This is a genomic window from Afifella aestuarii, from assembly GCF_004023665.1.
In the GTDB taxonomy this organism is placed as follows: domain Bacteria; phylum Pseudomonadota; class Alphaproteobacteria; order Rhizobiales; family Afifellaceae; genus Afifella; species Afifella aestuarii.
This window is the reverse complement of the sequence record NZ_SAUF01000005.1, coordinates 556,007-578,838: the sequence shown is the minus strand read 5'-3', so window position 1 is coordinate 578,838 and position 22,832 is coordinate 556,007. Positions and strand designations below refer to the sequence as shown.

General features: G+C 62.1%; 21 protein-coding genes and 1 tRNA gene. 4 read left to right on the top strand and 18 right to left on the bottom strand.

Features of this window, described 5'->3' with window-relative positions; genetic code table 11:
* Positions 1 to 3: 3 nt before the first annotated feature.
* The gene (locus tag EO094_RS16835; protein WP_164879707.1) at positions 4 to 2,085 is read right to left on the bottom strand and encodes a GumC family protein; all 2,082 of its coding nucleotides are present in this window, start codon (positions 2,083 to 2,085) and stop codon (positions 4 to 6) included.
* A 152-nt stretch (positions 2,086 to 2,237) separates the two neighbouring features.
* Here EO094_RS16835 and EO094_RS16830 point away from each other — a divergent pair, with 152 nt between their 5' ends.
* Positions 2,238 to 2,798: a polysaccharide biosynthesis/export family protein gene (locus EO094_RS16830; protein WP_128294033.1), complete on the top strand. Its 561-nt coding sequence runs from the start codon at positions 2,238 to 2,240 to the stop codon at positions 2,796 to 2,798.
* A gap of 92 nt (positions 2,799 to 2,890) precedes the next feature.
* Entirely contained in the window at positions 2,891 to 4,411 is a 1,521-nt protein-coding gene (locus EO094_RS16825) for an undecaprenyl-phosphate glucose phosphotransferase (protein WP_128294032.1), read from the top strand.
* 199 nt (positions 4,412 to 4,610) lie between these two features.
* On the opposite strand, the gene EO094_RS16820 is transcribed toward EO094_RS16825, so the two are convergent.
* Positions 4,611 to 5,897 carry an O-antigen ligase family protein gene (locus tag EO094_RS16820; protein WP_164879706.1) on the bottom strand — a complete coding sequence of 429 codons (1,287 nt, stop codon included), beginning with the start codon at positions 5,895 to 5,897 and terminating at the stop codon, positions 4,611 to 4,613.
* Between the two features lie 197 nt (positions 5,898 to 6,094).
* Here EO094_RS16820 and EO094_RS16815 point away from each other — a divergent pair.
* Positions 6,095 to 6,171 (top strand) — tRNA-Pro (locus EO094_RS16815).
* 78 nt (positions 6,172 to 6,249) lie between these two features.
* On the opposite strand, the gene EO094_RS16810 is transcribed toward EO094_RS16815, so the two are convergent.
* The 6 genes from EO094_RS16810 to EO094_RS16785 all read right to left on the bottom strand — a co-directional run bounded on the left by EO094_RS16810 (position 6,250) and on the right by EO094_RS16785 (position 10,517).
* Positions 6,250 to 6,774 carry a MerR family transcriptional regulator gene (locus tag EO094_RS16810; protein ID WP_425455914.1) on the bottom strand — a complete coding sequence of 175 codons (525 nt, stop codon included), beginning with the start codon at positions 6,772 to 6,774 and terminating at the stop codon, positions 6,250 to 6,252.
* Between the two features lie 2 nt (positions 6,775 to 6,776).
* Entirely contained in the window at positions 6,777 to 7,193 is a 417-nt protein-coding gene (locus EO094_RS16805; RefSeq protein WP_128294325.1) for an integration host factor subunit alpha, read from the bottom strand.
* Between the two features lie 83 nt (positions 7,194 to 7,276).
* Entirely contained in the window at positions 7,277 to 8,248 is a 972-nt protein-coding gene (locus EO094_RS16800) for a beta-ketoacyl-ACP synthase III (RefSeq protein ID WP_128294029.1), read from the bottom strand.
* On the bottom strand, positions 8,245 to 9,318 hold the full coding sequence (plsX, locus tag EO094_RS16795; protein WP_128294028.1) for a phosphate acyltransferase PlsX: 1,074 nt from the start codon (positions 9,316 to 9,318) through the stop codon (positions 8,245 to 8,247). Before plsX ends, EO094_RS16800 begins: the two co-directional genes overlap by 4 nt.
* 91 nt (positions 9,319 to 9,409) lie before the next feature.
* On the bottom strand, positions 9,410 to 9,868 hold the full coding sequence (locus EO094_RS16790; RefSeq protein WP_164879705.1) for a YceD family protein: 459 nt from the start codon (positions 9,866 to 9,868) through the stop codon (positions 9,410 to 9,412).
* Positions 9,869 to 9,968: 100 nt separating this feature from the next.
* The gene (locus tag EO094_RS16785; protein ID WP_128294026.1) at positions 9,969 to 10,517 is read right to left on the bottom strand and encodes a ubiquinol-cytochrome C chaperone family protein; all 549 of its coding nucleotides are present in this window, start codon (positions 10,515 to 10,517) and stop codon (positions 9,969 to 9,971) included.
* A 109-nt stretch (positions 10,518 to 10,626) separates the two neighbouring features.
* On the opposite strand from EO094_RS16785, the gene EO094_RS16780 reads away from it, so the two are divergent.
* Positions 10,627 to 11,067, top strand: a complete 441-nt coding sequence (locus tag EO094_RS16780; RefSeq protein ID WP_128294025.1) for an outer membrane protein assembly factor BamE — start codon at positions 10,627 to 10,629, stop codon at positions 11,065 to 11,067.
* Between the two features lie 408 nt (positions 11,068 to 11,475).
* On the opposite strand, the gene EO094_RS16775 is transcribed toward EO094_RS16780, so the two are convergent.
* The 10 genes from EO094_RS16775 to EO094_RS16730 form a co-directional block, all read right to left on the bottom strand.
* Positions 11,476 to 13,590 (bottom strand): sodium-translocating pyrophosphatase, encoded by a 2,115-nt coding sequence (locus tag EO094_RS16775; protein WP_128294024.1) that lies wholly within the window; start codon positions 13,588 to 13,590, stop codon positions 11,476 to 11,478.
* A gap of 152 nt (positions 13,591 to 13,742) precedes the next feature.
* Complete coding sequence (locus EO094_RS16770; RefSeq protein WP_246008607.1) at positions 13,743 to 14,822, bottom strand: MFS transporter; 1,080 nt, start codon at positions 14,820 to 14,822, stop codon at positions 13,743 to 13,745.
* A 143-nt stretch (positions 14,823 to 14,965) separates the two neighbouring features.
* Positions 14,966 to 15,937 carry a thiamine-phosphate kinase gene (gene thiL / locus EO094_RS16765; protein WP_246008578.1) on the bottom strand — a complete coding sequence of 324 codons (972 nt, stop codon included), beginning with the start codon at positions 15,935 to 15,937 and terminating at the stop codon, positions 14,966 to 14,968.
* A 6-nt stretch (positions 15,938 to 15,943) separates the two neighbouring features.
* Positions 15,944 to 16,474, bottom strand: a complete 531-nt coding sequence (gene nusB / locus EO094_RS16760) for a transcription antitermination factor NusB (protein ID WP_425455913.1) — start codon at positions 16,472 to 16,474, stop codon at positions 15,944 to 15,946.
* Entirely contained in the window at positions 16,434 to 16,880 is a 447-nt protein-coding gene (gene ribH / locus EO094_RS16755; RefSeq protein WP_092812403.1) for a 6,7-dimethyl-8-ribityllumazine synthase, read from the bottom strand. Before ribH ends, nusB begins: the two co-directional genes overlap by 41 nt.
* A gap of 18 nt (positions 16,881 to 16,898) precedes the next feature.
* On the bottom strand, positions 16,899 to 17,498 hold the full coding sequence (locus EO094_RS16750) for a riboflavin synthase (protein WP_128294023.1): 600 nt from the start codon (positions 17,496 to 17,498) through the stop codon (positions 16,899 to 16,901).
* Complete coding sequence (ribD, locus tag EO094_RS16745) at positions 17,499 to 18,602, bottom strand: bifunctional diaminohydroxyphosphoribosylaminopyrimidine deaminase/5-amino-6-(5-phosphoribosylamino)uracil reductase RibD (RefSeq protein WP_128294022.1); 1,104 nt, start codon at positions 18,600 to 18,602, stop codon at positions 17,499 to 17,501.
* Positions 18,595 to 19,119, bottom strand: coding sequence for a transcriptional regulator NrdR (gene nrdR / locus EO094_RS16740; protein WP_128294021.1), 525 nt, complete (start codon positions 19,117 to 19,119; stop codon positions 18,595 to 18,597). Before nrdR ends, ribD begins: the two co-directional genes overlap by 8 nt.
* A 10-nt stretch (positions 19,120 to 19,129) precedes the next feature.
* Positions 19,130 to 20,437: a serine hydroxymethyltransferase gene (glyA, locus tag EO094_RS16735; RefSeq protein WP_128294020.1), complete on the bottom strand. Its 1,308-nt coding sequence runs from the start codon at positions 20,435 to 20,437 to the stop codon at positions 19,130 to 19,132.
* 177 nt (positions 20,438 to 20,614) lie between these two features.
* Positions 20,615 to 22,804: an esterase-like activity of phytase family protein gene (locus EO094_RS16730; RefSeq protein WP_128294019.1), complete on the bottom strand. Its 2,190-nt coding sequence runs from the start codon at positions 22,802 to 22,804 to the stop codon at positions 20,615 to 20,617.
* Between the last annotated feature and the right edge of the window lie 28 nt (positions 22,805 to 22,832).

Sequence of the window (22,832 nt, the reverse complement as noted above, 5' to 3'; positions counted from 1 at the left end):
CTGTCAGGCCGCCTCTTCCGCCGCCTGCGGCTCTGCGCCCGCTTCATTCGAGCGCTGGAGAAGAATGGCGTTGCGCGCACCCGCCTCCATCGCCTGGCGATGAAGTCTGCGGCGTGCCTCCGCGCCCATGTCTTCGTCGCAGACGAGGACAGCGAGATCCGGACGAACGTAGTCGCTCGGCCAATCCTCGAAACGGTCGGCCAGGAGAACGACGCGGTCATACGTGTTGCTCAAGGCTCCGATGACGAGGCTGAGGCGCTGCAAGGGCGGGTCTTCGGCCATCGATCCGAGAGGAATGAAATGGACGCGGCTGTCGCCGTCGAGGCGGATGGCGTCTCCGAAAGGCGCGTCGCCGCTCAACAGGTCGCCCAGCCCCGGGCCGCCGTCGCGGTCGAGCGCCGAGGCGGGTTCGACCCCGATATCGAGCAGAATGATACGCAACGAGGCCGTACGGACCGCAAGCCGACATGCACCCAAGGCCGCATCGCCAGCGGTCGGTCCACCGTCTCCGGCAAACAGGACCGTTTTCAGGCCTTCCGTCGCAATGAGATCAGCGAGCTCGGCCAGGCCGGGGATTTCCTTCGCCGCGTCAAGGCTCGGCGTTCCGCCCGGGGGAATCGCGCCCAGGACAAGGAGAGGCTCTGCCGGAACCTCTCCGGCCGGCGGCACCTCGATGTCATTCAGGGGGCGAAACGCACGACCAGAAGCGAATTCGCGCAAGATGACAATGGCCATGGCGAGGAACAGGGAACCGAGGACGGCTGCGGCCGTCAGCAGCCCTTTCTTCGGCCAGGAGGGACGCCGCGGCGGGATCGCCCGCGAAATGATCCGCGCGTCGGCCGGCAGATAATTTGAATCGGTGCGCGCGGCCGCTTCCCGGTAGCGCGCGAGGAAGGTCTCCAGGAGATCGCGCTGTGCGGCGGCTTCGCGCTCAAGCGCCCGAAGCTCGATGCTCTCCTCGTTGGAGCGAGAAACGGCGGCCTTTGTCTCGTTCAGCCTTGCTTCGAGGGTATCGACCCGGGCACTCGCGACGCGCGAGGCGGTTTCCAGCGATTGCAGGATCTTGCGAACTTCGGCGCGAACCTGCCCATCCAGATCCGCAAGCTGGCTCCGCAGGGCCTGCAGACGCGGATGCTGCGGCATGAGGCTGGTCGAGAGCTCGGCAATCTCGGCGCGCAAGGCGACCTGCCGCTCGCGGAGCCGCTGGATCAGCTGTGAATTCAAAACCTCTTCGGCGGAATCGAAGGAGCCCCCTTCGCGCAACAGCGACCGGAGCAATTCGGCTCGCGACTGGGCTTCCGATTGTGCGGCTCTGGCCCGTCCGAGCTCCGCATTGAGCTCGCTCAGATCCTGTTTCTGTAGTGTCGTTTCGGGCTGGCTCGACGTATTGACGTCGAAGAGGTTGTTCTCGGAGCGGTAGGCCGCGACCGCGCCTTCGGCCTCTTTTACGCGCTCGCGCAACCGGTCGATCTCCGTCTGCAGCCAAGCCGTTGCAGCCGAGGTCGACTGTCTCTTGGCTTCGCTTTGCAGGTTCACGAACGCTTCCGCCACGGCATTTGCGATCTGCGCCGCAAGCTCGGGGTCATGCGCGCTGAACTCGACCGCAATCACTCGGGATTTGACGACGGAATAGACGGAGAGGTGCTTGTAGTAAGTCTCGAGAACACGCTGCCGAATCGTGTTCTCCGCCGGGCCCTTTTTGAGGCCGGAGGCGATCAAAACTGTATCAATCAGAGACGGTGAGAGAGCCGGATCAAAGTCCGGCCGATGCGTCAGGTCGAACTTGTCGATGATGGTATTGGCGATGTCGCGCGAACGCAGAACTTCGACCTGGCTCGCAATCGCCGATTCGTCCAACTGCACCGTCAGGTTTTCTGCGCCCGAGTCGCGAGGCCGTGTCAGCGGCGATTCCCGCGCCTCGATCAAAATGCGTGCGTCGCCAGTATAAAGCGGGTCGACGAGCGAGAGACCGAAATAGGTTCCTGCCCCCACCAGGATCGCCACCAGGCCAAAAAGCCAGGCGCGACGCCACAGCGCGGCAGCAATTGCAGAAATGTCCATTTCCATCGGACGCGGCTCGGCCATAGCGTGGCGACTCCTTGCTGGCTGACGGCAAGATGCGTCGATTACGGTTAGGAGGCGGTTAACGACCGCCATACCTTCAGCTTCAGGCAATTTTAGCGCGGCATTAACTATGGCGCGGCATATTTCAGCCCGTCACAGGTTGGGTGCTCGCAATGAACGCGGTTCGTGTCGCCATTATAATCACGCTTGTTTGTCTTCTCGCGTCTTGCATGGGCGAGCGGGCACCGTTGGCGACTGGTTCACCGACAGTCAAAGGACCCTATCGACTGGATACCGGCGATGAACTCCGCATTGTCGTCTTCGATCAGAGCGAGCTCACCAACGTCTACAAGGTCGATCAGGCCGGCTACGTCACGATGCCTCTCGTCGGCGAGATCGCGGCGCGCGGTGCCAGCACGGACGAACTCGAGGGACGCATCCAAAGCGCCCTTTCGAGCCGCTTCGTGCGTAATCCCGACGTGACGGTCGAGGTCGCCTCGTATCGTCCCTTCTTCATTCTGGGTGAAGTGAGCAGTCCTGGCCAATATCCCTATGTGCCGGGCATGACGGTGGAGAATGCCGTCGCGGTCGCTGGAGGCTTTACGCCCCGTGCGAACGAACGGGTGGTGCGGTTGAGCCGGCAGCTGAACGGCGTCCTTTACGAAGGCCGCCTTGCCGTGACGCAGCCGATTCGTGCCGGCGATACCGTCTATGTCGGAGAACGCCTGTTCTGATCCGAGTTGATTAACTCTAGCAGGCGGAACAGATTGAATAAAATCGCGCAAGACAGACAGCTACCGGCGAGGCCGAAGCGGGATTTTACAAAGTGACATCGAGCAATGCACCGGCGGAGAATGAGCCTGGCACAAAGCGGCCCGCAGCAGGTCGCTCGGCTCTCAACCTCGCCGCAGCGCGCGTTGCCGCGAACCTCAAGTACCGGCCTGTATCTGCTGGCTTTCTGGCGATCCTTCTGCGCCTTGCGGACTTCACGGCGCTCGTGGGCCTCGGCACCCTGATCCACAATTTCTGGGTCACTCCAACCGAAGGCGAGTTGGCTCTCCGCTATCTTCTTCCGCTCATCCTGCTGCCGTTGTTTACGATCTCGCTTATCGGCACGTTCAAAGGCTATACGCTGCCCGCCTACAGGCATCCGTTGAAACATATCGGTCGTGTGGCCGGGCTTTGGGCGGTGGTCTTTGCCTGCTTCACACTGGTCGCGTTCTTTCTGAAGATCGGCGACGATTTCTCCCGTTTGTGGCTCGGCGCCTGGTTCTTTCTCGGCTTTATCGCGCTTGCGGCGGCGCGCGTGGTGCTTGCGCGGCTCGTGCGCGTCTGGACTCGCGTCGGTCTGCTGGAGCGTCGCGCGGTTCTCGTTGGGGGCGGCCCGGAAGCGGTGTCCCTGATCCGTGCGCTCGACGCCGAACCGGAGAATGACATCCGTATTTGCGGCATTTTCGATGACCGCGGCGGTGATCGTGCGCCGGCAATTCAGGAAGGCTACCCGCTGCTCGGCCGAATCGATGAACTCGTCGAATTCGGTCGCCAGGCGCAGATCGACCTCTTGATCATCGCCCTGCCGCTGACGGCCGAAAACCGGCTCCTCGAAATGCTCAAGCAGCTCTGGGTGCTGCCTGTCGACATCCGTATGGCCGCGAACACGACGCGCCTGCGGTTCCGCCCCCGCTCCTACTCGTTCATAGGCTCGGTTCCGTTTCTGGATCTGTTCGATCGGCCGATCGCGGGATGGGATTCCGTCGTCAAGCGGATGTTCGACATCGTCTTTGCCAGCCTTGCCCTCATCGCATTGTCACCGGTGATGCTGGCGGTGGCGGCCGCGATCAAACTCGACAGCCGGGGCCCTGTTCTCTTCCGTCAGGACCGCTACGGCTTCAACAACGAGCTGATCAAGGTCTTCAAGTTCCGCTCAATGTATGTCGATCAGGTGGACCTCAACGCAGTAAAGCTCGTCAGCCGGGACGATCCGCGCGTGACGCGCGTCGGCCGCTTCATCCGCAAGACGAGTCTCGATGAGCTGCCGCAATTGTTCAACGTCTTGAAAGGCAATCTGTCCCTCGTTGGTCCCCGCCCCCACGCCTTGCAGGCCAAGGCGGCCGACCAACTTTACGAACAGGTGGTCGACGGGTACTTCGCCCGCCATCGCGTCAAGCCGGGCATCACCGGATGGGCCCAGGTCAACGGCTGGCGCGGTGAAACCGATACGCAGGAAAAGCTCGAGCGCCGCGTCGAGCACGACCAGTTCTATATCGAGAACTGGTCGGTTCTTTTCGATCTCTACATCCTGCTTTTGACGCCGATTCGGCTCGTCACCGGCGAGAACGCCTATTGAGAACTGTGCGAGGATGGAGGCCACGGGCTTCGTAAGTCCCGACAAATCTTCTGCGAGCTCGCTGCCGAGCTCCCAATTGCGGGAGATGCGCTCGATCGGAGGACGCGTCCGGAAAGACTGCGGCACAACTAATACGAACGCCGACGATCCCTTGGATGGGCCAGACGAAGGCGCCCTCCCCCAAGAGGCCTTTGCTCCTTCAAATACGATGTGACGAGACGATAGAGCGGCCGTTCTGCGCGGGGCGTTCGTTGCTCGCGATCGCGAGTTTCATCGCTTCCACGACACCGCTCCGACGAGCATTCCGCTTCATCTCAGTCGCCTTGTGGAAGCGCGCCGGATTGAAGCCCCAGAGGATGCCGAGGAGAAGCCAGAGATGGCGCCAGTGCTCGCCTTCGTGCAGCGATGCGCACATGAGTGGCGCCATGAAGGCGACCAGAACCGCGACGGCTGCCGGATGCGCCGTCATGCGGTAGTTCGCAAGGCCAAAAAGGACGGACAGAAAGATCAGGGCAACCCATGAAAAGCCGGCGACCCAGCCATAGTTCATGAAGGAGCTCAGCCAAATATTATGGATTGGCTCCACAAAAATCAGATCCTGCTGATTGATCCCGATGCCGATCGGATTGCTGAGGATGATCGGGATCGAACGAGCATAGCGGCCGTAGCGACCTTCGCGCCCTGCATCGTAAGATTCCTCCAAGGTCGCGCGCTGCTCGAATTTCTTCGTAAAGGTCGGAGAGACGACGATGGTGGTGCCGAGAATGATGCCACCGAAGACCGCCATGGCAGCAGCATAGGCGAAAAGCCTTAGGAGGTGCTTCCGATAGATGAAGACCATGTAGCCGGAACAGCAAAGGATGAGCGACACGGTCGCCGCCCTGGAGAACGACAGCAGCACGCCGAGGCAGAGGATCCCGATGATCGGGAAAAGGACGACCCGGAGCCATAGTCGCTGCTGGACCAGGTAGATCGCCATGACCACGCCTGGCACGAGGAACGACGCATACATGTTCGGGTCGTCGATGAAACCTTTCGAGCGACCGTCCCACATCAGGGCCTCGATCCCAAGGGCGAAGCCCACGATCCCGAGAATCGCCGCGATCACGCAGGAGACGACATAGACGCGCATGAAGGCATGCAGTTGCCGCGGGCCCCAATCCAGGGAGACGTAGCAGGCCGTTATGCCGAGAACCACAACGAAGGTCTTCTTGAAGGCCTCCTGCCGCACGTCAGGATCGCTGAAGAACGGAGCAGAAGCGTACAAAAACGAAAGCGTCCACAGGAGCAAAAGGGTAAAGAATATGAAGAAGGTCAGCCTGACCTTCTGCAGCACCATGATCGACAATGCGAGCGAGAGCATGAACAGAAAGTCGACGGGCGACGGCCGCGACAGCGTATAGTTCATCGCCAGCACCGCCAGAAAGAATACGAAGTTCCTCACGGAGGTCGGATAAAGACGTGGACGGTCGGCGTCTGGCTGCATGGAAGCCGGGTTCTCGCGCGGAGACGTTCTATGCGCGCGAGTTAGGCGGGAAAGCCTTAAGATTTGCTGATTCTGTGGCATATCGATGCTCGTTCTCGGCCCATATGGAACCGCGGAAAGAAGGCGAAAGAATCCCCAAAAACTGCGCCTTATGAGCATTGCGCCGAGCCTATGTGCTCTCTATAGTCCGCGCGCGTCGGAGCGTAGCGCAGCCTGGTAGCGCACTTGCATGGGGCGCAAGAGGTCGTGGGTTCGAATCCCGCCGCTCCGACCATTCCCCATTGATTTTGGAAATGAAATCACGCCGCCAGCGCGGTATGCCGCGCGGACAATGCGCGGCCGGGGTATCCGGTCAGCCGGAGATGGCGTCGTGCAGAATCCGGCGCGCCTCGAGCAGATCGCTGAGCACGGCTTGAAGACGTTCGCGACCATGGGGGTCGACGCGGCGAGACACGGGCTCTTCCGCCTCCTCGCGCAGCAAGGACGGTTGCAGTTCGTCGTCCTCGTCCTGGGCTTCCTCGCGAATCGGCTCCGCCCTCGCCGGGGCCTCATCGCTCGGCCGCTCGGTGTCAAAATCAGCCTCGGCCGGTGCCACCGTCTCCACATTGCCGCTTTGCCCAACAGCAATGACGAAGCGCACGCCCTTCTCTTTGAGAAGACGCTGCACGCCCTTGATGGTGAAACCTTCGCCGTAAAGAAGCAGGCGAATGCCGTTGAGAAGGTCGACGTCCTCAGGGCGATAATAGCGCCTGCCGCCGCCGCGCTTCAGCGGCTTGATCTGAGTGAAGCGCGTTTCCCAGAAACGCAGGACGTGTTGCGGAAGATCGAGGTCCTCCGCAACTTCGCTGATCGTCCTGAACGCGTCCGGTGATTTCACGCTCACGTCGTTGCGACGTCTGCTTCAGCAGCCTTGAGACGCCGCGCATTGCCGGCGTCGGCGCCCGTGCTGACCGCGGCTCCGCCCGTCTCTTCTTCCGGGGCGAGGCACTCGTTGATGCGCTGTTTCATGATGTTGCTTGGCTTGAAGACGGTCACGCGGCGCGGCGGAATCGGCACTTCCTTGCCCGTTTTTGGGTTGCGGCCAACGCGCTGCCCCTTGCTGCGCACGACGAAGGAACCGAACGAGGACAGCTTGACCGTTTCTCCCGATACGATCGTGTCTGAAATCTCCGCGAGCACCATTTCCACCATGGCGGCCGATTCCGTTCTGGAAAGGCCAAGCTCCCGATATACCGCCTCTGCGAGATCGGCTCGCGTGACGGTGCGCCCCTCTGGGCGTAGTTCATTTGCCTCCACGCAACACGCCTCCTGCACGTCTTTAAGCAACGTATTCGCCTGTCGAAATGAGGTCAACACGCACCCCCGATGCGTATCGCCCGCTACCAGCGTATCAGAGCTGAGCCCCAAGTGAAGCCGCCGCCCATCGCCTCAAGCAGCACCAGATCGCCTTTTTTGATGCGCCCGTCGCGCACTGCGACATCAAGCGCCAGCGGGATAGAGGCCGCCGACGTGTTGCCGTGATGCTGAACCGTCACCACGACCTTCTCTTCAGCGATGCCGAGCCGCTTGGCGCTGGCATCGATGATGCGTCTGTTGGCCTGATGGGGAACGAACCAGTCGATCGTTTCTGCCGATTCGCCGGTCGCTTCGAATGCGTCGGTGATGACATCGGTGATGGTCGCGACCGCATGCTTGAAAACCTCACGGCCTTCCATGCGCAAGTGTCCGACGGTTCTCGTCGAGCTCGGGCCACCGTCGACGAACAGCTTGTCACGGAAATGCCCATCTGAACGCAAATGCGCAGTAAGAAGGCCCCGCGGAGCCGTCTCCTCGCCCGCCTCGTGGGCTTCCAGAACGACCGCACCAGCCCCGTCGCCGAACAAGACGCAGGTGCCGCGGTCGCTCCAATCGAGAATGCGCGAAAATGTTTCGGCTCCGATGACGAGCGCACGCTTTGCCGAGCCGGCCTTCAAATGCGCATCGGCCGTGGTGAGCGCGAACAAAAAGCCCGAGCACACGGCCTGAACATCGAACGCGTATCCGTGATGCATGCCGAGCCGATCCTGCACCGTGCAGGCGGTCGCCGGAAACGTCTGATCCGGTGTGGCGGTCGCCAGGACAATGAGATCGATTTCCGCAGCGGTCAGGCCGGCATCCGCAAGCGCTTTCTCAGCTGCGGCCAGCGCAAGATCTGAGGTTGTTTCACCTTCGGCAGCGATATGGCGCTCTGAAATGCCGGTGCGCTGTACGATCCATTCGTCTGATGTGTCGACGATGCTTTCGAGATCGCGGTTGGTAAGGACTTTCTCCGGCAGGGCGCTGCCAATGCCGGCGATCAAGGAGCGTTTCATGCGGTCTGTGCCTGCGCGGCCGTTTGCTCGGCGAACTGCTTACGCATCGATCCGAGGGTGTATTCCAAATCGTTGGCGATCTTGCTGGTGAGACTTCCGAGCACCATGTCACGGCCGAGCTCGATGGCGGCGGCAAAGCCTTCCGAATCCGTGCCGCCATGGCTTTTCACGACGAGGCCATTGAGGCCGAGGAAAAGGCCGCCGTTGACCTTGCGCGGGTCCATCTTTTCCCTGAGCCGGGCGAAGGCTGAGCGCGCGAAGAAATAGCCGATCTTGGCAGACAGGGTCCGCGTCATCGCCGAACGGAGATATTCGGCGAGCTGCCGTGCGGTCCCCTCGGCGGTCTTCAGCGCGATATTGCCTGAAAAGCCTTCTGTAACGACGACATCGACGGTGCCTTTGCCGAGATCGTCGCCCTCGACGAAGCCATAATATTCGAAATTGGGATGGTCGATGGCGCGCAGAATATGGCCTGCCTCGCGCACCTCCTCGACACCCTTCACCTCTTCAGCGCCGATGTTGAGGAGGCCGACCGTGGGCCGCTCCAGCCCGAAGAGAGCACGGGCCATGGCAGCGCCCATGACGGCGAAATGGACGAGCATCTTCGCATCCGAGCCGATCGTGGCGCCGACATCAAGGACGATGCTTTCGCCGCGCAACGTTGGCCACATGGCCGCGATCGCCGGCCGATCGATATCGGGAAGCGTGCGCAGGCAGAATTTCGACATCGCCATGAGGGCGCCGGTGTTTCCAGCGGAGATGGCAACGTCCGCCTCCCCGTCCCGCACCGCCTGGACGCACCGCCACATCGACGACTTCCAGCGGCCGAGGCGGAGCGCCTGGCTCGGCTTGTCGTCCATGCGCACGGAAATCTCGCAATGCACGAAGCGCGAGGCGGCTACGAGATCGGGATAACGGGCGAGCAACGGCTCGACCGCTTCGGACTGGCCATAAAGAATGAAACGCAGATCCGGCCGACGCTTCAACGCCACGGCTGCGCCCGGGATCACCATTTCGGGACCGGCATCGCCGCCCATGGCGTCAAGAGAGATGGTGAGAGGTGACGGCATCGCTTTCTTCTGGTCGGGTCGCCGGCCGCGGGACAATACCCACTCGCCCGGTCATGACAAGCCGTTTGGAGAAAAAGGCTGGTAAGGTGCGTCAGTTACGTTGCTGCTTCAGACGCTCCAATACGGCAAATGGCGACGCCTCCGCCGTATCATCCTCCACATGTTCCTTAAATTCAGCGCCCGCAACCCTCGGATAGGGGTCGAGACCAAGCGCCACATATTCGACGAGCAAGGCGCCGAGGTCGACCCTGTCTCCGAAATAGGGCTCGGTGTCTTCCGCCCCGTCGACTTCCACGTCGAAAGGATCGTTGGAGCGATCGCCGCTCGCCTCTCCGCCTCCATCCCGGGATTCGCCGGGTTTCGGTGGCCGCAGAACAAGGCTCACATCTTCCGAAATCTCTTCCTCGACGGGGGCCAGCGTCACGACACAACGCCGCGTGACATGGCCGGAGATCTTCGCCTCGACCCGGTAGTGATCGCCAGCCATGGGTGTCACGTCAATGTCGGCCGAGAGGTCGTCGACGGAGGGGATGCCGAGTTGGTCCGCCATTTTTTCCCGTTCCGCCGGGTTCGCCTCCAAATGCAGTCTACGTCCCGAGGCGGGTATCTCGACCAAGCGTAACGGCTTGGCGAAAGACGCGGTGTTCATTTCAACTGTTCTCCGCAGCGAGGCTGATGGGATCCGGGAAGACGATGCGTCCCTCTTGCAGGGCGGCGCTGGGGACATTGTCCAGCCAGGCGAGCAACGCACGCAGATAGTCCGCGAGGCGTCGCGACGCATTCGAATCGCTTTCCTCTCCAAAGATATTGCGCGCAATCGCACCTTCAAGCGCATCGCCGCCTGCAGACAGTGCCGATCCGTAAGCTCCGAGCCTGCCACCGTATGAGGAAAACAGCGTTTTCATCCGCTTTGGGATGCGTCGATCGCTGACACCGATATCTCGATACGTGGCATCCATATCGACGACGAAGGCTTCGGTGGTCAGTCGCGCCAGCTCGGGATCTGGGTCGGGCCCAAAAGTTAGCCGATGGACGACGGCAAAAAGATGCAGCGAGAGCATCTCGAAGCGACCGTCGACCGTGTCATCGACACCATATTCTTCATAGAGTTGCGGATGACGCGCAGCAGCAGCCGCCGCGCCATAAAGTGCCGCTGCGTGCTCGCGCTCCTGCCGTTTGCGGCTTTGAAACCAACCCATCGTGCCATCTATGCCCTTCTACGCCTTCAAGACAATGCGGCAGAGCCCCGCGAAGGCCATTGCAATGCCGCATTCACCCCGCTAGCAAGCGGAGTTCAACGGGACCGCCATGACCAAAAAAACTCACGTTCTCGCCCTTCTCGTTTCGGTCGCCGCAGCCGGCGCCCTGGGGGGCTGCATCGGGGAAACCCAGCACCGCGGCTATATCGCCAACGAGCTCGCCCTGGAACAGATTCCAGAAGGATCGAGCCGCGACCAGGTGTTGATCGTGCTCGGCACGCCCTCCACGACCGCCGACTTCGGCGGCGAGGTGTTCTATTACATCTCGCAGACGGCTTCGCGCCCGGTCGCCTTCTTGAACCCGCATATCGTCGACCAGCGTGTTCTGGCTGTCTATTTCGATAAGGATCAGACGGTCACGCGCGTCGCCAATTACGGCCTGAAGGACGGCAAGGTCTTCGACTTCGTCTCTCGCACCACTCCGACGGCGGGCAAGGACTTCTCGTTCGTGTCGCAGCTTCTGTCGGCCGCTGGACGGGTCGCCTTCTAGACACGCTCGGCCATGCACGCCTGACGGCGACTGTCCAAAGCCACTGCCACAAAGAGCTTTGGTCGGGTTCGCGTTCACGCGGCATCAATCGGAGGCGGTCCCAGCGGACCGCCTTTTTTGTTGAGAGAGCCGACCGCTTCTGCGCCAACCCAAATTTGTTAGTGCAAACGACTAGAAATGCAGCTGCGTGGCCCGAATCGTATCGGCGTCAGGGCCCTGGACGAAACTGCGACGGTCTGTTGCAAGACCGCAAGTTTCAGCACGGATCCCGCCGAGATCAGGTTTCGGCGGATTGGGCACAAGGGCCAACGGCCTTTCCCCGTGCGAAGCGTATTGAGGGCTATCGCTATCGACAAAAAAGGCCCCGCGGCGTGCCGCGGGGCCTCTCTTTTGCTTGGTGCGATCTGCTTAGTGGGCCAGGACGGCCAGAAGCAGAAGCGCGACGATGTTGGTGATCTTGATCATCGGGTTCACCGCCGGTCCGGCCGTGTCCTTGTAAGGATCGCCCACCGTATCACCGGTCACCGCAGCCTTGTGGGCATCGGAGCCCTTGCCACCGTGATGTCCATCCTCGATGTACTTCTTGGCGTTGTCCCAGGCACCGCCGCCGGCCGTCATGGAGAGGGCGACGAAAAGGCCGGTCACGATCACGCCCAGAAGCATGGCGCCCAGAGAGGCAAAGCCGTTCGACTTGCCCGCGATCAGGTAGATCACGAAGAAGCAGACGATCGGCGACAGGACCGGCAGCAGAGACGGCACGATCATTTCGCGGATCGCAGCCTTGGTCAGCATGTCGACCGCGCGCTTATAATCCGGACGTTCCGTCCCCTGCATGATGCCGGGCTTCTCACGGAACTGCCGACGCACTTCCTCCACGACCGCGCCGCCAGCGCGACCGACTGCCGTCATCGCGATGCCGCCGAAGAGATACGGCAGCAGACCGCCGAACAGCAGGCCGACCACGACGTATGGGTTCGACAGCGAGAAGTCGACGCTAACACCGTCAAAGAAGGTGCCCGGCGCCGCTTCTTCGGCAAAGAAGTGGAGGTCCGAGGTGTAGGCCGCGAAGAGCACCAGAGCGCCAAGACCGGCAGAGCCGATCGCGTAGCCCTTGGTGACCGCCTTCGTGGTGTTGCCGACGGCATCGAGGGCGTCGGTCGTGTTGCGCACCTCGGCCGGCAGATCCGCCATCTCGGCAATACCACCGGCATTGTCTGTGACGGGGCCGAAAGCGTCCAGGGCAACGACCATACCGGCAAGCGCCAGCATCGTCGTCACGGCAATGGCGATGCCGAAGAGGCCAGCAAGACCATAAGAGGCCAGAATGCCCGCGATGATGACGATCGCCGGAAGCGCCGTCGATTCCATCGAGATTGCGAGGCCCTGAATGACGTTGGTGCCATGTCCGGTGACGGAGGCGTCAGCGACCGAGCGAACCGGGCGGTAGTTCGTGCCGGTGTAGTACTCGGTGATCCAGATGATGAGGCCCGTCACGGCGAGACCGACGATGCCGCAGAAGAACAGGCTGCCGCCCGAGAAGGACGGACCGACGGGGCTCGTGAACTGTGTGCCCCAGCCGGTGAAGAAGAGCACGATCAGAGCCAGAGCCACGGCCGACAGGCCGGCGGTGGCAATGAAGCCCTTATAGAGCGCACCCATGATGGAATTGTTGGCGCCGAGCTTCACGAAGAAGGTGCCGGCGATCGAGGTGATGACGCATGTCGCGCCAATCAACAGCGGGAAGAGCATCAGCGTCGTCGCCTGCTCGCCCGTGAAGAAGATCGAGGCCAGAACCATCGTGGCGACGATCGTCACCGCGTAAGTCTCGAAAAGGTCGGCCGCCATGCCCGCGCAGTCGCCGACATTGTCACCGACGTTGTCGGCAATCGTGGCCGGGTTGCGGGGATCGTCTTCCGGAATGCCGGCCTCGACCTTACCAACGAGATCGCCACCGACGTCTGCGCCTTTGGTGAAGATGCCGCCGCCGAGACGGGCGAAGATGGAGATGAGCGAAGCGCCGAAGCCGAGGGCCACGAGAGCATCGATCACGACGCGTTCAGTCGGTCCATAGCCGATGAACTGGGTCAGGATGGTGAAGTAGCCTGAGACACCGAGAAGCGCGAGACCGGCCACGAGAAGACCCGTGATGGCACCCGACTTGAAGGCGATCTCAAGACCGCCGCCGAGCGAGATCGACGCGGCCTGCGCCGTCCGTACGTTCGCACGCACAGATACGAGCATGCCGATGAAGCCGGCGGCTCCGGAGAGCACCGCACCGATCAGGAAGCCGATAGCAGCCTCTGCAGAAAGAAGCCACCACGCCAGGATGAACACGACGACACCGACGATGGCGATGGTCGTGTACTGGCGTGTGAGGTATGCGAGCGCACCCTCACGGATCGCGCCCGCGATCTCCTGCATGCGCGCATTGCCCGCATCGGCGGCCATCACGGACTGGATCGCCCAGATGGCATAGACGATGGCCAAGACACCGCATGCTATGACGAAATAAAGCAAAATCATTGATTTCCCCCGGAAGATGGCCGGCGGATTGCCGACCGGGAATGGAGGCCGATCCCTCCGACAGAGCCGGGGGCGGCTTCCTGTATCGCGGCGGGGTATTGACGAAAGAACAAGCCCCGTCAAGGGCTGCAAAATCGCGCTGCCCGCTTGGTTTAGCGGGACGCCGCCTGGCGACCACGCCGCAAAAGAAGCAATGCAAGCCCAAGAAGAGCGACGACGGCGATCGGTATCACGGTCAGCGCCACAGCAGACCAGCCGCCGATAGACAGGATTTGACCGGAAGAAAACGAAGCCAGCGCCACCGTGGCAAAGACGAGCAGGTCGTTGAGGCCTTGCACCTTCTCCTTCTCGACCGGCTCATAAGTGCTTGCAACAAGTGCTGTCGCGCCGAGAAAACCAAAATTCCAGCCAACGCCCAAAACAACGAGAGCGCCCCAGAAATTAATGAGATCTATGCCTTGAAGGGCGATGAACCCGCACAGGATGAGAAGCAGATGTCCAGCCGCAACCACACGCTCTGCTCCAAAGCGCAGTATCAATGACCCTGTAAAGAAGCTTGGAGCGAACATTGCGATGACATGCCACTGGATGCCGAGAACCGCCGCATCGGTCGGAAAGCCGCAGCCGACCATCGCCAGCGGCGCAGCCGTCATCATCAGATTCATGAGGGCATAGGCCGTCACGGCGCAGGCGACGGCCACAATAAAGCGTGGCTGTGCAGCGATCTTCCGCAACGGACGTCCTGCATGGGTGTGGGCTGCCGTGACGGCCGGAGCATGCAAGAACGCGAGGACAACTGCCGCCAGCACCATCAGTCCGGCGGCGCCGATATAGGCCCCGACGAATTCGATCGGGAAGGCTGTGCGCGTGTGGATGACGGTCTGAGGACCGATAATGGCCGCCATCACGCCGCCAATCAGCACATATGACATCGCCTTCGGCCGGAAGGACGGACTGGCCGTATCGGCGGCAGCGAAACGAAACTGCTGCACGAAGGCGGCGGTAAAACCCATCATGAAGGCGCCGAGGCACAGGATTGGAAACGAGAAGACCGTGACGGCCACCGCTTCCATGAGTGCGCCCATTGCGCCGATCAGCATTCCGCAGATGAGCCCGAAACGACGCCCGATTCGCCGCTGCAAGAGCGCGGCCGGCATGGTGCCGATCGCGGTGCCGACGACGAAGGCGCTGAGCGGCAAAGTCGCCCAGGACTTGTCCGGCCCCAACAGCATGTGAGCCGCAAGCGAAGATATGGAAAAGTTGATCGGCGCTCCGGCGCCCGCAATCGCCTGAGCCGTCGCAAGGACTATGACATTGCGTCGAGCGGCCCGGTCGTCCACCGGCGGATGCATGGCCACGTCGGGGGAGCCGTCCATCAATGGCCGCCGTGGACGAAGGAGCGACGGGAAAAGGCCATTTCCTTCCCATCTTTGAGAATCACCGCCCGGTCGCTGCCCGCCTCGACATGACCGATGGCCGTCACCGGAATGTCGGCGCGCGCCGCGGCCTCCTTGAAAGCCCCCTCCTCGCCCGGTGGAATCGCGGCTAGGATTTCGTAATCGTCGCCGCCGGTCAGCGCCTCCTCCAGTGAGAAACCGTGGCCGAAGAGCTGGCTCAAAGCCGGGTCGAGCGGAACGTCCTGCGCCTCGATCACGGCGCGGATGCCGCTTGCCGAGGCGAGCTTGTCCGCGTCGCCGGCGAGCCCGTCAGAGATGTCGAGGGCTGCACTCGCATGAAGACGGACAGCCTCTGCAAGCCCTGTGCGCGGCTCTGGCTCGCGGTAGCGGAGGACGAGACGATCCCTGTCGTCTGCGGCGAGTTCTGCCTCTGCACGGTCCTGAAGGACCGCCAGACCGGCGCCCGATCCGCCGATCGTCCCCGAGAGATACAGAATGTCACCAGGTTTCGCGCCGGAGCGATGCACCATGGTGCCCTTCGACAGCGTGCCGATCGCCGTGATCGAGACCGTGATCCGATCTGGGGATGCGATCGTGTCGCCACCGATCAACGCGATACGATAGCGTTCTTGATCGCCGGCAAGACCCTCGCAGAAAGCTTTGAGCCAGGGCTCGTCGCAATGGGGCGCCTGGGCAAGGGCAAGAAGATAGCCGAGAGGCCTTGCCCCTTTCGCCGCCAAGTCCGACAGATTGACCCGCAATGCTTTGCGGGCCACCGTTTCCGGAGGATCGCCCGGAAGGAAATGTACTCCCTCCGCGATCATGTCTTTGGTGAGGACGAGATCCCGGTCTGAAGACGGGCTCACGAAACCCGCGTCATCGAGAAGCCCGAGCGCACCATCTCCGGCGAGCGGACGGAAAAAGCGATCGATCAGCTCGAGCTCATCCATGAAGATTTAGCCGGCACCCGCTTTGCCGAATTCGTCCGGCCTGACATCCCGTGCGACCTTGTCGAGCACCGCGTTCACAAGCCCCGGCTCTTCCTTTTCGAAAAAGGCATGGGCCACGTCGAGATATTCGCTGATGACGACGCGGGCCGGAACGTCGCGACGCGACTTCAGCTCGTACACGCCGCAGCGCAACAGCGAGCGAAGCGTCACATCGAGACGCGCCAAAGGCCAGGAAGGCGGCAACGTCGCGTGAATGAGGGGATCGATGACCTCCTGCTCCTCCACGACGCCTGCCACGAGCAGACGGAAAAACGCGGCATCGGCGCTGCGCAGCGTCTCTCCTTCCATCTCCTGGCCGAGGCGGAAGGCTTCGAATTCCGCGACGACACGGGGCAGGCTCACCCGCCCGACATCCATCTGATAGAGGGCCTGCACGGCCGCGAGTCGCGCGGCGCCGCGTTGGTTGGCCCCTCGGGCCGCTATGGCTGGCTCACTCTCAGGCAAGGCCCCACCTTTCGCGCAATTCGGCCATTTCACAGGCCGCCGCAGCCGCAGCCGCACCCTTGTTCTTTCCTTCAACGCCGGCGCGGGCCCATGCCTGATCGCCGTTTTCGACCGTCAAGACACCATTTCCGAGCGCAAGGCCATAAGCAGATACCAGATCCATCACGGCGCGCGCCGATTCCACGGCCACGATATCGTAGTGCGACGTCTCTCCGCGGATCACACAGCCCAGGAGAACGAAACCGTCATAAGAGCTTATGTTTCCCTCTTCGGCCGCAATCAAGGCCATAGAAAGGGCGCCTGGGATTTCGAGGACGCCCGGGACGGCGATACGATCGTACGTCGCGCCACGACGTTCCAGCTCCGCGATCGCGCCGCGAGCGAGTTCGTCTGAGAGGTCGCGGTAGAACCGCGCCTCAATCAAAAGGAAATGACTCATCTGAGTTTTGCCGAAGCCTTATGCGCTTTGAAGACGGGCGAGGTAGCGCGCCATGAGATCGATCTCAAGGTTGACGTGATCGCCGACTTTCTTTTCGCCCCAGGTGGTGACCTGGAGCGTGTGAGGAATGAGCATGATCGTAAACGTTGCGCCTTCCACCGTGTTGACGGTGAGCGACGTGCCATCAAGGGCGACGGAGCCTTTTTCGGCGATGAAACGGGCGAGGTCGTCAGGAACGGCGAAGGTGAACTTCGCCATGTCGCCCTCGTCGGCGCGCCCGATGATCTCGGCCACTCCGTCGATATGCCCGGTCACGATGTGGCCGCCGAGTTCATCGGAGGCGCGCAGAGCGCGCTCGAGATTGATCCGCGTTCCGGTCTGCCAGCCGCCCAGGGCGGTCCGCTCCAGAGTCTCGGTCGAGGCCTCGACGGCGAACCAGCCACCGCCTTGGGTCGTGCCGAGCTCGATCACTGTCAGGCAGGTTCCGGCGCAGGCGATCGATGCACCGATCGCGATCGTTTCAGGATCATAGGCGGTGGCGATCTCGAAGCGACGTCCGGCCGCAAGGTCGGAAGTGGTCAGGACTTCGCCGACATCGGTGATGATGCCTGTGAACATTTAGGCTGCTCGTTTGTAGCGGGTGAAATCATCGGGTCCGAAACGCCGCCGCTCAACGGCCCGAAACGGTGTCATCATATCGGAAACTGAGCCGTGGGGAAAAGCGGCAATGCGCTCGTCGCCCAACAGAATCGGGCTGCGGAAAAGCAGGAGCTCATCGACGAGGCCCGCCTGAAGGAACGCCGAGGCCGTCTGCGCCCCGCCTTCGAGAAGAACCGTGTTGACCCCGCACGCTGCAAGCTGGGCGAGCGCTTCTGCGGGCGCATCGCCGTTGGCCGGGAGCTTTAGCCAGCGCAGAGCTCCATCTCGCGCATCTATTAGTTCCTGCATGACAAGAGATGGAGATTTCGGGCTCAAGACCCAGGTGTCAGGGCCTGCGACGAACATTTTGGCATGTTCGGGCAAAACGCCTGAACCGCTCAAGACCGCGCGAACCGGCGAACGCGCCAACAGGCCAGGCAGCCGGCATGTCAGAAGCGGATCGTCCGCCCGCAAGGTTCCAGCGCCGACGAGAATGGCATCGACCCGGCTCCGCAGCGCCTGCACGTGGCGTCGGGCGAGCGGTCCGGTGATGGCGATCTGTCCGCGCCCCATGAGGCCGATGCCTTCGTCGGCTGAGACCGCGAGCTTGAGAAGAACGTAAGGCTGGCCCTTTGTGGTGCGCGTCAAATATCCTTGGTGGGCATCTTTGGCGACATCAGCCAGCAGACCTTCCCGCACCTCGACGCCAGCAGCACGGAGCTTTGCCACGCCTTTGCCGTCGACCCGCGGATCGGGATCGCGGATCGGCATCACCACGCGGGCAATGCCTGCGTCAATGACCGCATCGGCACAAGGCGGTGTCCGGCCATGGTGGGCGCAGGGTTCCAGAGAGACGTACAACGTCCCTCCCCGCGCCAGGTCGCCGGCTGCGGCAAGAGCCGCCGTCTCGGCGTGCGGGCGACCACCGATCGCGGTGCGCCCTCGCCCGACAACGGCGCCATCCTTCACGACAATGGCGCCCACGGCGGGGTTTGGCGCTGCCTCTCCGAGCGACAACCGACCGAGCCTGATGGCTGCGGCAAGAAAACGACTGTCGAGATCCCGAGGCTGCGCCTCAGACATCGTCGTCGAAAGGACGCTCAGGAAGCTCCAGACGCTCCTTGATGTCGCGATTGAGATCGTCGTGGCGCCCGCCGCTGATTTCCGTCAGCAGTTCCTCGAAGTCTTTGGCTTCGCGGAAATCGCGATACACGGAGGCAAAACGCACATAGGCCACATCATCGAGACGACGCAGGCCCTCCATGAGGAGGATGCCGATGTCACTTGATGGAATTTCCGATTCACCCCGCGATTCGAGCTGTCGGACAATCCCTGACACCATGCGTTCGACGCGATCCGGGTCGACGTCGCGTTTTCGAACCGCGACCTGAACCGACCGCATCAGCTTGTCGCGATCGAAGGGTACGCGGCGACCGGACTTTTTCACCACGGTGAGCTCGCGCAATTGCACGCGCTCGAAGGTCGTAAAGCGGCCACCGCAATCGCCGCAGACACGCCGCCGGCGGATCGCATTCCCGTCCTCTGTCGGGCGGGAATCCTTCACCTGCGAATTGTCGGCCCCGCAATAGGGACAGCGCATGGCGCCTCGCTCAGTCGTTGTAGATCGGGAAACGATCGGTCAGAGCGGCAACGCGCTCGCGCACGGACGCTTCAACAGCCTCGTTGCCATCTTCGCCGTTGGCGGCAAGTCCATCGAGCACTTCCACGATCAGCTCACCCACCTCTTGGAATTCCGCCGCGCCGAAGCCCCGCGAGGTCGCGGCCGGCGTACCGAGGCGAATGCCGGAAGTGACCGTTGGCTTCTCCGGATCGAAGGGAACGCCATTCTTGTTGCAGGTGATATTGGCGCGACCGAGGGCCGTCTCGACCACCTTTCCGGTCAGGCCTTTGGGGCGCAGATCGACCAGGAGAAGGTGCGTATCTGTGCCGCCGGAGACAATGTCGCATCCACCGCGCTGAAGCGTTTCTGCAAGCATTTTCGCGTTCTCAACGACGTTCTTCGCATATTCCTTGAATTGCGGGTGAAGTGCCTCGCCGAACGCGACGGCCTTCGCCGCGATCACATGCATGAGCGGTCCGCCCTGCAGGCCGGGGAAAACCGCCGAATTGATCTTCTTGGCGATCGTCTCGTCATTGGTCAGAACGAGACCGCCGCGCGGGCCGCGCAGCGTCTTATGTGTCGTGGATGTCACGACATGCGCGTGCGGGAACGGGCTCGGATGGACACCGCCCGCGACGAGGCCAGCGAAGTGGGCCATGTCGACCATGAAATATGCACCGACCTTGTCGGCGATCTCGCGGAACTTCTTGAAATCGATCTCGCGGCTGTAAGCCGAGCCGCCGGCGATGATGATCTTCGGCTGATGTTCCTGCGCAAGCTCGGCCACGACGTCTTCGTCGATGCGCCCATCCTGCTTGCGGACGCCGTACTGCACGGCGTTGAACCATTTACCGGAAAGGTTCGGCTTGGCGCCGTGGGTCAGATGCCCACCGGCATCGAGGCTCAGCCCCATGACGGTATCGCCGGGGCTTGCAAGCGCGAGCAGAACCGCCTGATTGGCCTGACTGCCGGAATTCGGCTGCACGTTGGCGAAGTTACACCCGAAGAGCTTCGTTACGCGCTCGATCGCCAGGTTTTCGACCACGTCGACATGCTGGCAGCCGCCGTAATAGCGACGGCCCGGATAACCTTCGGCGTATTTGTTGGTCAGAACCGAGCCCTGCGCTTCCAGGACGGCGCGCGAGACGATGTTTTCAGACGCAATCAGCTCGATCTCGTGTTGCTGACGACCGAGCTCGGCCTTGACGGCCGCGGCGATATCCGGATCGGAATCGCGCAGAGAGGCAGAAAAGAAATCAGAGGGCGTGGCGCTCACAGGCCGGGCGACATCTTGCATGGGCGAAAATCCGTTGGCTGGCATCGGCCGTTATGCGCCACGAATGCGCGGCAGGCCGGCAACGCGGCGATAACACAATCGCCCGGGGACGGAAAGCGCAGAGGCCCGGAGTCGCTCCCCCGCATGGACGGCGACGTCGCGGGATGCTCGAGGCCATCCGAAATGCGGTTCCTGCAATCAGTTGGTGAGACCGACATCCTCCAGGCGCATGAAGATCGTCTCGCCATTGGACTCGTCGGCCCCATCGTTGTCGGTCACGATGTAAGCGGTTCCGTCCGTGTCACGTGCGAAGCCTTCGACCTTGTCAACGACATAGCCGTGGGTCGACTTGAGGTCGTCCAAGAGATCGCGCACCAGCGTCTTTTCGACGATCGGCGTCTTGTCTTCTGGGGCGGCCGGCGTCACCCCCTCGAGCGACACGGCATAAAGCCGTTTGATCCTGGCAGCCTCGCCAATCTGATTGTCGCGCTCGATCACCAGGAGACGTCCCTCTCCCGCCGCCGTGACTTCGGACAATCCGACCCAACCATTTTCGGTCTTTTCAAGCGGATAGTGCACGACGCCCCAAGTGGCGCTCGCGGGCTTGTAGGAGAGGAGTTTGACGAGATCCTCTCCGTCATCACCCCATGGTCGCTGAACAGCGAGCCACACCGTCTCGTCATCGCCGCTGCCGATGACCGTTACACCTTCAAGACCGAAACGCGACGCCTTTGAGGCGATCTCTTCGGGAAGCAAAATGTCGTCCTCGACTTCACCCTCGGCGGAAACGCGGAGGAGCCTGTTGGATTTTTCTTTTTCCGGATTTCCTTCGGAGACAAGCCAGAAACCTCCGTCGCGGCGGGCGGCGATGCCCTCCAGATCAAGATCCTCAACGGGCTTCCCGTCCTTGGTGACGGTGACTGCAGCGGTTATCCGCGCGGGAGTTGCGCCGGCATCGAACGTGAAGATCTTGGCCTCGTCGTAGAAGCTGTCGGAGACGCCATAGAGTCTGTCGGCAACGTCGGGATCCGCCGTCAGACCGGAGAGCGCTCCCCAGCCACCCACATCCTCAGCCGCCTCGATCATCGGATATGAGGCAGCTTCCCCACCCTGCTCATAGATCATCACCGTGGCACGGGCGCCGCCGTCCTCGACCAGATCTTCCTCATTGGCGGTGACGATGAGCTTGCGTGCGGGAATGGCGAGAAGCCCTTCCGGGCCGATGCCCGACGGCAGCACTTGGAGAAACTGCGGCGCGGCGCCGGTGTCCCGATAGACGGCAACGAACGAAGACCGCTCCGTGCCGACAAAGATCAGCCGATCGTTGCCGAATCTCCCGACTTCGATGGCCTCCGGCTCGGTTCCTTTCTTGGCCGAGCGCTTTTCCGGATAATGCCCGATGCGCATTGCGAGACGCTCGATCGCATTGCCGGAATCCCAAAGGACGCTGCCGCCCTTTTCGAAAATCGTGAAGCCGCGCGAGCCACCTTCGTAATCGCCTTCGTTGGCGGTCACGAAGCGATCCTCATCCAGCCATTGGACGCCATCGGGCTCGCGCTTGACGGCCTTCAGGCAGCCTGTCGGCGAGATGCGGCCATCCTTTTCGGTATCGATTCCATCGACATCGACGGAGCCGGCCGAAAAGCCGCCTGTGACATCGCCCGTCGCCATGTCGACGATGGCAATGGCGTTATTTTCCTGAAGCGTTACGACGGCTTCGCCCGCCTCGTTCACATCGACGAATTCCGGTTCGGCATCGTCCGGGGCAATCTCCGAGATACCGGTCAGATCGATCTCCTGCATTCCGGCGCAATCGACTGCACCTTTGTCGACCGGGAAGGTCACGAGAAGACCGGTGGGCGCCTGCGGGATCGCTCCCTCATTCAGATCTTCATCGCGCTCGTTTTCGATGACCACTGCAATCTTCGTGGCATCCGCCGTCAGCGCAACGGAATCTGGCTGACCGGGAAGCGCGCAGCTCGCCGCCACGGATTTCGTGGAAATGTCCACCATGGCCAGCTCACCGGAAGGCTTCGCATAGCTTTCCGAGGTCACGACAGCCACGAGCGCCTTGCCAGACGTCACAGCAACAGAAGTCGGCTCACCCGCCAGCGCCACGAAGCCTCCGGGCTGCGGCGCATGCGCGTCGGTGATATCGATGATGCCGACGGCCTCCTGGGCTGCGTCGGTGTAGACCAGCGTCTCACCATCCTCGGTCGCCGCAATGATCTCCGCCACAGTGGGTAAGGCCGCATCGCGGTCGGCCGGCATGTTGGCGGCGACGGGAAAGGTCGCAATCCGATTGAAGACTTCAGGGTTCTGAGCCGCCGCCGGCAGGCTCCAGGCCGCAGCGAGGGCGAGCGCGCTGGTGGAGAGGAAGAGGCGCATCGGATCTCCGTTCAATCGGGATGGGCAT